Source organism: Cereibacter johrii (assembly GCF_001720585.1).
GTDB lineage: Bacteria > Pseudomonadota > Alphaproteobacteria > Rhodobacterales > Rhodobacteraceae > Cereibacter_A > Cereibacter_A johrii.
In genome coordinates this window covers 1-13,592 of sequence record NZ_MABH01000093.1, presented here as the reverse complement: position 1 = coordinate 13,592, position 13,592 = coordinate 1, and the positions used below count along the sequence as shown (strand labels likewise).

Here is a 13,592-nt window from a genome sequence, read left to right as displayed (position 1 = left end):
CCGGGCGTGCGCGTGGCTCCGCCGGCTGCTGCCCCCTCGGGCGCCGTATCGCCGCGTCCGGCCCGCAGCCGCGTCTCGAGCGCCTTCAGCGCGGGCCCCGAGCCCGGAAGCTGCGCATTGGCCAGCCGGAAGAGCTCAACCAGCTCGGCATCGCTGGCCACGGCTTCGGCCTTCTCGAGCGTCGCCGTCACCTCGGACAGGCCCGAGCAGGAGGCGATCACCCCGCGATAGCTCTGCAGCGCGGCCGCCTTCTGGCCCGCCGCCGCCTGCAGCTCGGCCAGCCGCCAGGCGTTGTTCACCCGGTCGCAGCGGAGGATCGCGGGCGTCCGCCGCGCAATCTCGATCGCCGCGGCCGCATTGCCCGCAGTGGCCGCCGCATCGAAGGCGGCCTGTGCCTCGGCCGTCGCCAGAAGACGCTCCATCTCGGCTGGCGGCGTCCATCCGGGGAAGGTGCGCGACGTCTGGTCCATCGTCTGCCGGGCCTCGGTCAGGTCTCCGGCCGCGATCTGCCGGTAGATCCGGTCGATCTCGGCGGCGGGAGACCGCTGCTGGCCCAGCAGCGTGAGGTCCTCAGGCACGTCCCAGTCGGGAAACTGCGCGCGCAGGCGGCGCAGCTCGGCATTCGCGGCCCGGCTGTCGCCGTTCGAGACATAGTAGTTCAGCGCCTCGAGATCCTGCGGCGTGGGGGCCGATCCCTGCGCCAGGGCCAGGCTGCCGGCCAGGATCAGCGAGAGGGTCAGGCCGGAGAGCCGCCTCAGATCGGAACGCATGCAGAAAAACCTTCCACTTGTGCCACGAGCGCCATCAGATGCAGCGTCGCGGGGTAGTAGGGCTGGCGCGCGTCGAAGGGCGGGATCGCCGCCCCCGGCCGACCCGAAAGGGCGCAGTCGCCGAGCGCCTGCACGGCACGGAAGCCCGGATCGGCGGACCGTTCGAGCACCGCCCCCGTCTCGCGGTCGAACCTCACCGGCGTGTCGACGGAAGCGGATCCCCCGGCCGTCTCGACCGCGCGCCGCAGCGCCGGATTGGCCGTCAGCCCGGACCAGAGCAGGAACAGCGGCACGCGCAGCGCATCGTAGCCGCTGTTGTGGGACAGGCCCGGCGCCGGCTGCGTGCCGAAGGCCGTCACCAGCGCCCAGTCCGGCGGAAGCCCGAGCGACGCGATCCAGTCGGCCCCGTCGCGGGCACAGCGCGCCAGCCGGTCCTGGCCGCTGAAGGCGGCGAGCTCGGTCAGGGCGCGGGGCATGTAGTAGGAGGGATTGAGCACCACCCCGTCCGGCGTCTCGAAGCCTGTGGCCCCCGGCAGCAGCACGAGCCGCTCGGAGCCGTCCGGATGCGGGCGCACGCAATGCAGCGCGATGGCGCGCGCGAGTTCGGTCGCGCGCCCGGCGTAATCGGCCTTGCCGAACCGCTGTGCGGCCATGGCGAGACCCCAGGCGTAGAAGAGATCGCCATCGGTGGCGTTGTTTTCATCGGGCACGGCCAGCGCCACACCGGGCAGCCAGCGCCAGCTCAGAAGCTTGTCCTCGCGCCGCGCGAGGTTCGCCTCGGTCCAGTCGACGATGCGCCGCAGGGCCTCCTCGTCGCCGAAGATCGCGGCCAGCGTGGCGCCGTAGCCCTGACCTTCGGAATGGCTCGCATTCTGCTGCGGCCCGTCGACGATGCGGCCGGCGGGCAGCAGGAAGGCATTCTTCCAGCTGCGCCAGGCCGCCTGCAGCGGGTGATCCGCGGCCAGGGCCTCCCCGCCCGCCTGCGCGAAGAGGCGTCCTGCAGGGGCCAGCATCAGCGCGGCGGCGGCCGACGTCAGGATGGTCCGTCTCCTCATTTCAGGCCCTTCCCCCGGGTGCGGAGCACGAAGCCCACGGCGATTGCAGCACTGATCCAGGCGAGGCCGAGCATCCCGCCGAGCAGCAGGGGGGGCCGCGCCGATGCGACGTTGCCCACCACGCTGCGCACATTGTCAAGGCTCACGGGCTCGCGCAACTCCGGCAGGAGGCCGGGCTTGGACCAGCTCGACCAGCGTCCGTCGGCGCCGAGCACGGCCACCTGGCCGCGCGGCCCGCCGGGCGAGCGCGGCGCCAGGGCGAGGGCTTCGGCAACCCGGGCAGGCTCGGCCTCGGGCCCGAGGATGACCCAGAGCTTGCCCGGTTCGGGCGCGAGCACCATGGCCGTGCCCTTGCGCGTGGCAAGCCACTCGGCGAGGGTGCCGTCCCCCGGCCGCAGCATCCGCCGAACCGCCTGGATGACGGGCTGCAGCGTGGCCTCCATGAAGGTCTGGGCGCGGTCCGACCAGTTCGACTCGACCAGCGGCGGCATCACCCCCTCCCCCGGCGCGGCGCCGAGCGGAGCGAGCGCGTTGGCCGGCGGGCCCGCGGGCGCCGTCGGACGCTCCACCAGCCGGGAGACGGTGGAGGGAAGCAGCGTCAGGGCGAGAAGGCGCGGCGTCAGGCCCTCCTCGTTCAGCGGAACCGCGGCAATGTCGTGCAGGCCCGCCACCGTGAGCCGCACGGGCGCCGCGCCGGGAACCTCGCGGAAGGCCGACATGAAGGGCAGCGTCCGCGCCAGCCCGTCGGGCGTGGCGGCATGCACCGATGCCGGCGTCACCTGCGCCAGATCCCGCGCCATGTCCGCCATCTGCATCCGCGGCGAGGGCGGCACCTCGAGGTCGGTCGAGCTCAGCACCTGCATCAGATCGCCCGCGACGGGACAGGGCTGGTCGGGCGGATTGCCCGGGATGACCGATTCGAACGACAGCCGGTTGGGGCCGGGATGCAGGAGCCGCGCCGGGAAGCCGATGTCGAGCCGGGGCTTCACCGCCGCGGCGCCGCGGTCGAGCGGCAGCATGCGCACCGTCGTGCCATTGACCTTCACGAGCAGCAGCGCGCCCTCGGGCAGCCCCCCGGCAAAGCCGTAGTCGATACCGATCCGTGCCTTCTGGCTCGCCAGCAGCAGCCAGTCGTCCGGCAGCTGGAAGTCGATGTCGCGGTTGAAGTAGCGGTTGTCGGTGAGGATGGTGTCGACGCCCATGTCGCCCAGCGTGACGACGCGGCCGGGCGGGATCTGCGGCAGCGTCGGGGGCGGCAGCGTCCGGCTCTCTCCCAGAAGATCGGCGACGAGCGACGCCTTGGGTGTGCCCCCGGGCAGATGCTCGAGGACCAGAACCACGGCCCCATCGCCGCCCCTGCGGATGGTGGCGCGGTCGACGTCGGAGGGCAGCAGCGTGACCCGCGCATAAGTGTGGCCGGCCTTGGCCTGCCACGGCTTGCTCAGCGCGAGCGGCAGCGCCTCGTCGGGGAAGGGCCGCCCGAGAGCCTGGGCCAGAGCGCGCAGCGTCGCCTCGTCGGGCGGGGTGGCCGTGCGGATCTCGATCGGCTGGCCCGACTCCGCCTGCGCGGTGAGGGCCGCGATGAACGAGGTGGGCTCCGTGCCGACCGCTGCGGCGGGAAGAGCCACGCCACTCTGGCTCAGATCGACCTCGGTCCAGAGGTCGAATTCGGCATCCGCACCGCAATAGATGCGGTGCCGGTGCTGCGCCTCGATCGTCACGAGATTGTCGCCCGCCCGCACGGCATCGCCGAGCGGCATGGTGATGGCCCCCAGGGGGCCGAACTGGCGGGGGGTGAAGCGACCGATCTCCTGATCGTTCATCCGGACGATGACCTGCGAGCTTTCGGGCAGGACGTTGATGCTGCTGCGCTGCGCGAGCGTGAGCGTGCCGCCGGCCGCTTCGGCCGGCAGGAAGAGACGGAAGGCCGCGCGGGCCTGCTGGCCCTGCAGGCGGAAGAGCGGCCCGACCTGCGTGGTCTCGGCCAGAGAGCGCATCGGAATGATCCAGGGTGCGACCTCTGCCGCCGGCGTCGCTTCCGCGGCGGCATCGGGGGCCGCCTTCGGTTCTTCGGACGTGAGGCCCTCGATCACGATCATCGGCGCGTCCTGGGCCGCGGCCATCGGCGCCAGCGCTCCGAGGAGCAGGAGAGGCAGCAGTCGCATGTCCATCAGTTCGACCCCCAGGCGACCGTGTTGGGACGTGCGGAGACCTGCGCCGTCGGATCGAGCAGCTCGCCCGCCCAGTCCGGTTCGGTGCTGAAGTCGGTGCCGAAGGCCAGGAGATGCGCCTGTTTCTCCTTCGGTTCCTCCTGGCGGCGCCGGCGGCGGGCAGGTTCGTCCATGAAGTCGCGCGCGGTCTTGGGCAGGCTCGCGGCCGCCATCCACAGGATCCGCGCCATCCCGTGCAGGAGCCCGATGGGCCGCGTCGTGGCCTCGCGCATCGTGCGCCAGTGCGCGCTCTCGCCGAAGATGAGATAGGCCACCGTCTCGCGCACCGCGGTCGGCTGGCCGGCCTCGAAGATCACGCCCACCATCACCGTCCCGCCCTCGCGGCGCGCCGAGCGGATGCGGCCGCGCACCATGCGCTCGAGCTGCGGCGCGTCGGGGAACTTCGGCTGGAACTGGATGAGCCCCCCCGCCTCGAGCGCCGGATGCGGATCGCCCACCCCGGGCAGCCGCACCAGAAGGCGCACGCCGCTGGTCGAGGCATCGAGCACGGTTGCGGTCAGCGAGCGGTTGCCGAAGGCGGGGATCTGCGCCTCGGCCGGCACCTCCATCTGCACACGGGGTGCCGCGCGCCGCTGCTGCTTCTCGGCCACGGCCCGCAGCGCGAAGCCCACGAGAAGCACGTTGAGCACCGCCCAGCCGCCCACGACGAGCAGGACCGACCTGTCACCCGGGAAGGCCACCCAGCGGACCAGCGCGGCGAACACGCCGGACAGGCAGAGGAGGAAAGTGAAGAGGAGCGGGCGGTAGATGGGGGAAATGTAGTTCTCGCTCAGCGTCTCGTCCTTCGCGGTCACGGCGAAGCGGGCACTGCGCGGCCGCAGGAGCGTGGTCACGATGGCGCGCGCCAGATAGGGCGCCTGCGCCACCTCGTAGACCTCGGAGACGAGCGGCCATCGCTGCCGCGCGAAGAGCGCATTCTGGACGAGGAAGCTCACCGCCAGATAGCCCGGCATGTAGGCCAGCACCTCCTCGAAGGTGGCCACGAAGATCTCGATGCCGAAGAAGAGATAGATGAGCGGCGCCACGAGGAACATCATCCGCACCAGCGGGAAGAACCAGAAGCTCATCGAGTTGAGGTAGCACAGGCGCTGCGCGATCCCGAGACCGCGGCGGAAGAGCGGGTTCTTCAGCAGCAGCATCTGCATCATGCCCGTGGCCCAGCGGCCACGCTGCTGGATGAAGGAGGCGAAGGTCTCGGGCTGGAGCCCCGCGATCATGGCCCGGTCGATGTAAAGGCTCTTCCAGCCGCGGGAATGGATCTCGAGCGCGGTCTCGGCATCCTCGGTGATGGTCTCGCCCGCAAAACCGCCCGCCTCGTCGAGCGCGCGGCGGCGCAGGACCGCGGCCGACCCGCAGAAGAAGGCCCCGCCCCAGCGGTCGAGGCCGCGGTGGATCTTGCCGTAGAACATCTCGTTCTCGGGCGGGCAGCGGTCGCCGAGCGCGAGGTTGCGCTGGATCGGATCGGGGTTGATGAAGAAGTGCGGCGTCTGGACGAGGAAGAGGTCCGGATCCTCGACGAAATAGCCCACCGTCCTGGCCAGGAAGTCGCGGCTCGGGACGTGGTCGGCATCGAACACCACCACGAGCTCGCCCTTCAGCCGCTCGAGCGCGGCCGACATGTTGCCGGCCTTGGCATGTTCGTTCCGCTCGCGCGTCGAATAGACCACGCCCAGCTCGCGGCAGAGCTGCTGCAACTCGCGGCGCCGCTCCTGCGCCTTCTGCGCAAGCTCGGGGTCGGGGGACATGCAGCGCTGGTCGGTGCCCCCGTCGTCGCAGAGCACCACCGTGCGCAACCGCGCCGGATAGATCATGTTCTTGGCCGCCGCGAGCGTCACGCTCAGCATGTCGGCAGGCTCGTTGTAGGAGGGCACGAGGATGTCGACCGTCGGCAGCTCCTCGGGCTGCAGCGGTCGCGGGAACGGCCGGTCGGTCGGGTCGGCGCTGAGAAAGCCGTTGAGGAAGAAGATGGAGATCGAGAAGGTCTCGACCGTGAAGAGCAGCAGGGCGAAGAGGAAGGAGGCGTCGAGCGCGGGCGGCGGCAGCGTCTCGAACAGGCGCCAGAACCAGTAGCGCATCACCAGCATCGAGGCCGCGGACAAGAGCAGGAAGCGGGGCACCATCCTGTCGGCGAAGGGCTTGAGCAGCGCCACCAGCACCACCGCAGAGAGGGCGATGAGGCCCTGAGCCGAGGGCGCGACCGGCGCGGCCGCCAGAAGCCCGAACGGCACGAGGAGAGCCACCCACAACAGGAACAGCAGGACGGGAACGACCCTTATCGGGGAGCGGGCCTTGGCTCGAACGGTCATGGGCGGGTCTCCGGGAAGCTCAAGGGGCTGCGCTCAGGGCATCGGCGCGGCGAGGGGCGAGAGGTTGCGCCCTGCCCCCGCGCCGGCCGCGACATCGGGCGGGGCGAAGCCGAGGCTGGCCGCGCCGATGGGCCGCAGCGCCTCCTCCGTGCCGCTGCGCGTGCAGTTGCGCAACATCACGTCCAGCGCCTCGATCCGCGCCGGAACCGGCCGGGCCGTGGGCGGCATCCGCCGCATGGCCAAGACACAGACCGTGTCCACCCCGAGCCGCTCCTCGGCATAGACTACGGTGCCGAGCACATCTTCACGCGTGCTGAGAGCGCCGTCGCTCACCCGGCCGAAGGGCTTGGGCAGTGCGCCCTCGGCATCGGCGAAGCTCTGCAGCTGGAGCCGCTCGAGAATCGGCCCGCCCGGCGCCCGTCCGCGCAAGATGATCATATTGTCGCCTTCGAGCGTGGTGGCGTTCGGCAGCCCGATCCGCTGCTCGAGGTCGCCGCCCAAGTCCCGCTCCTGCACCAGAAGCGCCCCGGGCACGGGCACCCAGGCCCGGCTCGCGGGGACGGTGCGGAACTGCGCCGTCTCCTCGCGGATCGAGAGCGCAGGCCTTCCGGGAAAGGAGGTCGACTCGCAGGCGAGCAGCAGCAGGAACGCCGCCAGCGGAAGGCCGGGCCTGAGCCGGGCGTGCCAATTCGATGCCTGTGCCATCCTCAGTCCGCCCGTGCCGATCCTGTCCAAGCCGCCCCCGCAGGCGCCGGCCGAAGCGACTTTCCATCCCATCTCGCAGTCACGCACGCCACACTTTCTCAAAGAGGTATAATTATCGGTCCGCCACTGTTGCACCGGTGCATACCAAAGGCGAGGCATCGCCAAGAATACATACCACACCTTAAGCGTCCACTTACCAGTCTCCGCAAAAATGGCGAAGAGTGAGGCGAAATCGCGGTATGCCTTGGGCTAAGCTCGCCCCTGCACGCTGCGGCACGGCGATCGACCCTTCCCGTGTTCCGATTTGACAGCCAGTTCGGCTGTGCTCTAGGTTGAATGGAGGGTCGGGCCCTCCCGCTGGTAAAAAGACGAAGCCGATCGAATGACGGGTAAGGGACAGGGTGGATCTTGGGGGCCGGCGGTCGTTTCCGCGACCGATAGCGGCAATTTCCATGCAAGCCCCACCACCGCGACCGTGCTCGACATCATCGGCCGCCTCCTGCGGGCTCCGCTCTCTGCCACCGAGACCGAGATCGAGAGCGCTCTCGCGCAGGTGGCGGACGCCTGCGGAGCCGATGTGGCGCAGGTCTGCAGTGCGGGGACTGCGGGCCCTCTCGAACCGATCCACAGCTGGACGCGAGACGGCCATTCCGTCTTGGACGTCCACGATTTATGCAAGTTCTGCCCGGGATCCGACCTCACCGGGCCGGTCATGGTGCGCGATCTGCAGGACCTGCCCGAGGGGTCGGCGCGCGATCGGCTGGCCGGGATGGAGTTGCGGTCGCTCGTCGCGGTGCCGATGCTGCGGCACGGGGTGCTGGCGGGCCGGGGGCTCCTGGGCTGGCGGACGACGAGCAGCGACCTGCGCCCCGAGGATCTCGCCGCGCTGCAATCCCTGGCCGAGGCCATGCATGCGGCCGTGGAACGCCGCGAGAGCGAGCGGCTCACGACCGTGGCGGCAGAGGCGCTGCAGGAGGACCGGCTTCTTCTCGAATCGATCCTGCGGACCAGCACCTCGGCCATCCTCGCCTTCGATGCCGATGCCCGCATCGTCTTCGCCAACGACGAGGCCGCGGCGCTTCTGGGAACGGACGCAAGCCGCCTGCCGGGATGCACCCTCGAGGGCGTGGGCTGCCGCCTTCTGTCGCGGGACGGCGAGCCCCTGCCCCCCGAGGCGCTGCCGGTGGCGCGCGCCATTGCCGAAGGGCACACGCTGCGCGACCTGCACCATGTGCTGATGGCCGGCGACGGCCGGCAGCGGATCCTGTCGATCAACGCCGCCCCCGTGGCCGCCGGCGCGGCGACGGCGGTGCGCGTCGTCGCCACCATCGATGACGTGACCGGCCAGGTCTCGGCCGACAGCGCGCTGCGCACGGCGCTTGCCGAAGCGCATCAGCTCGCCTTCTTCGACCCGCTGACGGGCCTCTACAACCGCCGGGGCATCGTCGAGGTGCTGCGCGACTGCCTCCAGACCTGCGCCCGCGAGAAAGCCTTCCTCGCGCTTCTCTATATCGACCTGGACGGAATGCGGCAGGTGAACGGCACCCGCGGGCACTGGCTGGGCGACCGGGTCCTGCAGGCGCTGGGCGCACGGCTCGAGAACCTGCGGCAGGACGGCGGCGACCTCGGACGGATCTCGGCCGACGAATTCGTGCTGACCTGCGGCGAGCCCCATCCCGACGCCGCCAGCGCGGTCGCCGGCGCCGAGGCCGAGGCCGAGCGCATCCTCGAGGCGCTGCGCGAGCCCTTCGTGGTGGACGGCCTAACGCTCGAGGTCACGGCCTCGATCGGCCTTGCCGCCATCTCGGCCGAGGATACGGTCGAGGGGCTGCTGAAGGGCGTGGATCTGGCCGTCATGGCCGCCAAGGCCGCGGGCGGCGACAGGGCCTGTGCCTACCGGGCCGACATGGAACAGGACATGGTGGGCCGCGTGGCCCTCGCGAAGGAGCTGCGCGGGGCGATCCGCCGCGACGAGTTCCGCATCTTCTTCGAACCGATGGTCAGCCTTGGCGAGACCGGGCTCGAGATCGTGGGTCAGGAGGCGCTGATCCGCTGGGAGCATCCGCAGCGCGGGCTGCTGGCGCCCATCGCCTTCATCCCCTTCGCCGAGGAAACCGGCTTCATCCGCGACATCGACCGCTGGGTGCTGCGGGCGGCGGCGCAGGAGCTCGCCCGCTGGGCCGAGGATCCCGCGCGAAGCCATCTCGGGGTTTCGATCAACATCAGCTCGGCGCAGTTCCTGTCCGAGGAGTTCGGCCAGATGGTGCGCGAGGTGCTGGACGAGACCGGCGTCGATCCGACCCGGATCGAGCTCGAAGTGACGGAAGGCACGCTCCTGTCCAATCTCGGCCTTGCGCGGACCACGATGATGGACCTGCGCGCGCTCGGCATTTCCATCGCGCTGGACGATTTCGGCACGGGCTTCTCCTCGCTCAGCTACCTGCGGGATCTGCCCGTGGACGTGCTGAAGATCGACCGCAGCTTCCTCGGCGGCCTGTCGGACTCGAAGGCCAACCGCACCATCCTCGAAGGGATCATCGGGCTTGCCTCGGGACTGGGCGTCGCGCTGGTGGCCGAGGGGGTGGAGACGCCGGCGCAGTTCGCCTGGCTGCGGGCCAAGGGATGCCGGACCTTCCAGGGTTACCTCTTCGGCCGCCCGAGCCATGAGGCGCAGACGCAGCTCGCGCCCGAAGTCTCGGCGCTCGGCGGCCATGACGGCGACCGCGCGGTTCTGGGCCAGAGCAAGGGCTGACGGCGCCACGACTGCCGGAAAAGCAGCGTCAGGCCCGGCCGTTCCGGGACTCGGGCTGAGGCTCCTCGGCCGCCAGTGCCCAGCGGCCGGCGCCGCCGCGGAAGGTCCGGGTCTCCGCCAGACGGAAGCCGCTCGCATCCTCATGCGCGGTGTGCCGTTCCACATGGATGCGGTCGGGGCCGACCTCCAGCAGGTTGAAGTCGTTGGGCTCGCCCCGGACCCGCGTCGAAAGGCCCGTGCCCGCATGGACCTGAAGCACCACGCCCCGCCCCGCCACCTCGGCGAAGGGGGCCACCCGCCAGGTGTGCAGATGCCCCGAGAGGATCACGTCGGCCCCGCAATCGGCCAGTTCGTCGATGGCCCGCTGGGCGCCGCGCATCAGCTCCTTCGTATCCTCGGGCGTATGCTCCATCGGGTGATGAACGACCACCACCCGCACCCGCCTCTCCTCGGCCGCGAAGCTCCGCCGGATCCGCGCGAGCGAGCGCGAACGGAACCAACCCTGCTGCCAGGCCAGAGGATTGACCGTATTGGCGCCCACCACGATCATCTCGTCATTCTCCCAGCAGGGTTCGAGATCGCGGCCGAACCAGCGGCGATAGCGCTTCCAGGGCTTCACGAGGCGGACGTAGAGATTGTGGAGCGGCACGTCATGATTGCCGGGCACGACCAGCACCGGCGGCTTCAGCGCATCCACGAAGGCCGCGGCCGCCCGGAACTGGGCCTCGGTCGCGCGCTGGGTGAGATCGCCCGAGATCGCCACCAGATCCGGCTCGAGCCGGTTCACCGTCTCGACCAGGGGCCGCAGCAGCTCGGGCCGATCGCGGCCGAAATGCAGGTCGGAAAGGTGCAGCAGTCGCTTCATCGCACCTCGCGGTCCCAGTGCTCGGGGACGAAGACCTCGATGGCGCCCTCGATGGCCTTGAGGTCGAAGGGCGGCACCATGCGCTCGCGCTCGCCGTCGCGGGCAACATGCCAGATCCGCCGGCGGCCCTGCGGCAGGTCGATCTCCACCTGAGGGCCGCTCATCATCAGGTAGTTCTGATCCACGCTCGCATAGCCGAGCGCCAGCGCCGCCGCATTGCGGAACATGCCGAGCCGGCCCGTGTTCGGCGCGATGAAGACCACGAGATCGCCCGCGGCGATCCGGTCGGCCCCGTCGAGATTCATCTGCTCGAGCTGGAAGGCATTGTTGACCACGAAGACGAGCGGCGTGCGCACGAGCCGCTCCTCGCCTCCCGCGCGGACGCGCAGCTTCAGCGGGCGGCCCATGCGGGCCAGCACCTTCAGCACCGACCAGTAGGCCAGCGCGCGGCTGCGGCCCCAGCGCCGGTAGATCTCCTCGCGCGTCTCGAGGATCGCAGGATAGACGCCGAGGCTCGCGTTGTTCAGGAACACCTCGTCATTGACCGTGGCCACGCGGATCGGAGCGGTGCGGCCCGCGCAGATCACCTCGACCGCCGGTTCCAGCTCCTGAGGCAGAAGCAGCGACCGGGCGAAGTAGTTGAAGGTGCCGAGCGGCAGGATGCCCATGCGCTTGCCCGAGCCCGCCATGGCGGCGGCCACGGCGCAGATCGTGCCGTCGCCGCCCGCGGCCACCACCGTGCCGAAGCCCCGCTCGATCGCCTGCCGCGCGACGGCGGTCAGGCGGCTGCCGTCCTCGACCAGTTCCAGATGGGCCGGAACGTCGAGCGCGGCGAAGGCGGCCCGCACCCGCTCCGCCTCCTCGCCCTTGCCCGACCCGGCATTCATCACCACGCAGATGTCAGGCTCAGGCATACTTGTCTCCAAACTCGCGCCCCGCGGCGTCGCGCGCCGCCGGGCCAAACGTCGCGCGCCCCCGGCGGTTCCGCTCAGGCGGCGGCGCGTTCCGGCTCGAACACGTCGATGCGGAACAGCCGGTCGAAGTTGCAGGCGGTGAGCGGCCGGCCCAGGGCGGCGGCCAGGGCAGCCTGCGGGCGGAACGCCTCGTCGGGGCCCTCGAACAGAAGGCTGCGGAGGCAGAGGATATCGGCCGAGGGCGCCACCTGGCGCAGCCGCACCGCGAGACGCTCGATCGCCTCCGCCGACAGGTCCTGCAGCACCCCGTTCAGAACCACGAGATCGAACGGCCCCTGGGGAATGTCCTCGGGCACCCGGCCCTGACGGAAGTCGGTCTGGGCGTAGAGCGAGGGCATCACGCGCGCCTCATCCAGCGCATCGGCATCCGAATCGAGGCCGAGGTAGTGGTCGCAGCGCACCGAAAGACCGCGCGCGAGCGCCCCCGTTCCGCACCCGAGCTCCAGCACGCGCCGGTAGTGCTGACGCGGCAGGAAGGCCAGCGCCTGACCGAGCATCCGACGTTGCGGGAAGCTGATCGCCGCCGTCGGATTTCCTGCGATATCGAGGCAGCGGTCAAAGGTCTGGGCCAAGGTGAGCGTCATGGTCTCTTCTCCGGTAATCATGGCCTGCGCAAACGGTGCAGCGGCATCCGTTCAATCCTCGGAGAGAGGCTCCGTTCCCCTGATTGACCGAAAGGACAGTTATGTTGCCCTGAAGTCGCATTCTCATCTAAAAGTTGTGCATTTATTTCTCAAGGTTGATTAATCCGCGCGGTCAGGACCTTGGATCTCCATCGGCCCTTCTTCAAGGTAATCATGCACATAGACCTCGCGCACCAGCGCCAGCGCCAGCGCCGCCAGAGGCGTGGCCAGCAGCAGGCCCATCAGCCCGAACAGCACGCCCATCAGCAGCTGCGCCGAGATGATGAGCGCGGGCGGCAGGTCGACCCGCTCCTTTTGGATGAGAGGCGTGACGAGATAGCTTTCGAAGGTCTGGACGGCCAGGAAGACCGCCAGCACCAGCCCGACCTGCTGCGCTCCCTCGGGCAGGGCGAGGAGCAGCGCGGGCACCGCCGAGATCACGGGGCCGATGTTCGGGATGAAGGTCAGGAGCGCCGCGATCAGTCCGAGGATGAAGGCCAGCGGGATCCCGATCAGCCAGAGCCCGAGCCAGGTCAGCACGCCCACGACGGTCATCGAGATGATCTGTCCGCCGAGCCAGCCGCGCAGCGTGCCATCGGCAATGGCCAGCACCTCGTCGCCCCTCGGGCGCAGCGGCGGAGCGAGGAGCGCCCGCAGGCCCCGGCGGTAGAGCCCGGGATCCACCGCCGTATAGAGGCCGATGAAGAGGATGATGACCAGATTGCCCAGCGCGCCGAAGGTGGCGCTGACCGCGGTCGAGGCGAAGCCACCCTCGCTGGAAAGCAGCCGCGAGGGCGCAAGCCGCGACAGAAGCGTCGGCCCCCAGCTGTAGGCGGAGATCCGGTCGCGCAGATTCTCGAACGCGGGCGGAAGCTGGCGGGCGAGCTCATCGGCCTGCTCGAACATCGCCGGAGCGAAGGCGAGGAAGGCGCCCGTCAGGGCGAGGACGGCGAGGAAGATGAAGACGGCAATCCCCGCCCCCCGCGGGAGGCCGGTCGCACGCTGCACGAGGTCTCCGCCCGCCGAGAGGAAGACGCCGAACAGGACGCCCGCGAAGATCACCAGCAGCACATCCGGCGCCACGAGGATCAGAAGCGCGAGCACGAGGGCCAGCACTGTAAGGGAAACCGTGCGCCTGCTCATGCGTCCTCCGTCTGGATTGCGGCGGAGGGGCCTCCGCTTGGCCTCAGGGAACGTGCGGGCGCGGGGCCTGTTCCGCCGGACCTGCGTCGGCGGCGGTCCGGGGGAAGGTCAGGGCCGGACCGTGGAGGGGCGCCCCACCACGCCGTCCGCGGGGAAGGCCGGCCTTGC

At 70.4% G+C, this 13,592-nt stretch carries 9 protein-coding genes and 1 pseudogene; 1 reads left to right on the top strand and 9 read right to left on the bottom strand.

Annotation, left to right across the window (positions count from 1 at the left end; all coding sequences use genetic code 11):
* The 5 genes and pseudogenes from A9O63_RS07305 to A9O63_RS07285 all read right to left on the bottom strand — a co-directional run.
* A pseudogene (locus tag A9O63_RS07305) lies at window positions 1-770 on the bottom strand (hypothetical protein); the annotation flags it as partial.
* A complete protein-coding gene (locus A9O63_RS07300) occupies window positions 755-1,825 on the bottom strand; it encodes a glycosyl hydrolase family 8 (RefSeq protein WP_069331335.1) in 1,071 nt (356 codons plus the stop codon). The pseudogene A9O63_RS07305 and the gene A9O63_RS07300, both read right to left, overlap by 16 nt.
* Complete coding sequence (locus A9O63_RS07295; protein WP_069331334.1) at window positions 1,822-3,996, bottom strand: cellulose biosynthesis cyclic di-GMP-binding regulatory protein BcsB; 2,175 nt, start codon at window positions 3,994-3,996, stop codon at window positions 1,822-1,824. The genes A9O63_RS07300 and A9O63_RS07295 overlap by 4 nt, the downstream gene beginning before the upstream one ends.
* Window positions 3,996-6,362 carry a UDP-forming cellulose synthase catalytic subunit gene (gene bcsA / locus A9O63_RS07290; protein ID WP_069331333.1) on the bottom strand — a complete coding sequence of 789 codons (2,367 nt, stop codon included), beginning with the start codon at window positions 6,360-6,362 and terminating at the stop codon, window positions 3,996-3,998. The genes A9O63_RS07295 and bcsA overlap by 1 nt, the downstream gene beginning before the upstream one ends.
* Before the next feature lie 33 nt (window positions 6,363-6,395).
* Window positions 6,396-7,067 (bottom strand): hypothetical protein, encoded by a 672-nt coding sequence (locus A9O63_RS07285; RefSeq protein ID WP_069331332.1) that lies wholly within the window; start codon window positions 7,065-7,067, stop codon window positions 6,396-6,398.
* Between the two features lie 382 nt (window positions 7,068-7,449).
* On the opposite strand from A9O63_RS07285, the gene A9O63_RS07280 reads away from it, so the two are divergent.
* Window positions 7,450-9,819: a putative bifunctional diguanylate cyclase/phosphodiesterase gene (locus A9O63_RS07280; protein ID WP_069331331.1), complete on the top strand. Its 2,370-nt coding sequence runs from the start codon at window positions 7,450-7,452 to the stop codon at window positions 9,817-9,819.
* 28 nt (window positions 9,820-9,847) lie between these two features.
* Here A9O63_RS07280 and A9O63_RS07275 read toward each other — a convergent pair whose 3' ends face one another.
* The 4 genes from A9O63_RS07275 to A9O63_RS07260 form a co-directional block, all read right to left on the bottom strand.
* Window positions 9,848-10,684: a metallophosphoesterase family protein gene (locus tag A9O63_RS07275; RefSeq protein ID WP_069331330.1), complete on the bottom strand. Its 837-nt coding sequence runs from the start codon at window positions 10,682-10,684 to the stop codon at window positions 9,848-9,850.
* A complete protein-coding gene (locus A9O63_RS07270) occupies window positions 10,681-11,598 on the bottom strand; it encodes a diacylglycerol/lipid kinase family protein (protein ID WP_069331329.1) in 918 nt (305 codons plus the stop codon). Before A9O63_RS07270 ends, A9O63_RS07275 begins: the two co-directional genes overlap by 4 nt.
* Before the next feature lie 74 nt (window positions 11,599-11,672).
* Window positions 11,673-12,242 (bottom strand): class I SAM-dependent methyltransferase, encoded by a 570-nt coding sequence (locus tag A9O63_RS07265; RefSeq protein WP_069331328.1) that lies wholly within the window; start codon window positions 12,240-12,242, stop codon window positions 11,673-11,675.
* A 159-nt stretch (window positions 12,243-12,401) separates the two neighbouring features.
* The gene (locus tag A9O63_RS07260; protein ID WP_069331327.1) at window positions 12,402-13,424 is read right to left on the bottom strand and encodes an AI-2E family transporter; all 1,023 of its coding nucleotides are present in this window, start codon (window positions 13,422-13,424) and stop codon (window positions 12,402-12,404) included.
* Window positions 13,425-13,592: the final 168 nt, after the last annotated feature.

What these genes read in the sequence shown, in the direction of transcription:
- A9O63_RS07300 (WP_069331335.1), bottom strand. Translation starts at nt 1,825, where the DNA reads ATGAGGAGACGGACCATCCTGACGTCGGCCGCCGCCGCGCTGATGCTG.
- A9O63_RS07295 (WP_069331334.1), bottom strand. Translation starts at nt 3,996, where the DNA reads ATGGACATGCGACTGCTGCCTCTCCTGCTCCTCGGAGCGCTGGCGCCG.
- bcsA (WP_069331333.1), bottom strand. Translation starts at nt 6,362, where the DNA reads ATGACCGTTCGAGCCAAGGCCCGCTCCCCGATAAGGGTCGTTCCCGTC.
- A9O63_RS07285 (WP_069331332.1), bottom strand. Translation starts at nt 7,067, where the DNA reads ATGGCACAGGCATCGAATTGGCACGCCCGGCTCAGGCCCGGCCTTCCG.
- A9O63_RS07280 (WP_069331331.1), top strand. Translation starts at nt 7,450, where the DNA reads ATGACGGGTAAGGGACAGGGTGGATCTTGGGGGCCGGCGGTCGTTTCC.
- A9O63_RS07275 (WP_069331330.1), bottom strand. Translation starts at nt 10,684, where the DNA reads ATGAAGCGACTGCTGCACCTTTCCGACCTGCATTTCGGCCGCGATCGG.
- A9O63_RS07270 (WP_069331329.1), bottom strand. Translation starts at nt 11,598, where the DNA reads ATGCCTGAGCCTGACATCTGCGTGGTGATGAATGCCGGGTCGGGCAAG.
- A9O63_RS07265 (WP_069331328.1), bottom strand. Translation starts at nt 12,242, where the DNA reads ATGACGCTCACCTTGGCCCAGACCTTTGACCGCTGCCTCGATATCGCA.
- A9O63_RS07260 (WP_069331327.1), bottom strand. Translation starts at nt 13,424, where the DNA reads ATGAGCAGGCGCACGGTTTCCCTTACAGTGCTGGCCCTCGTGCTCGCG.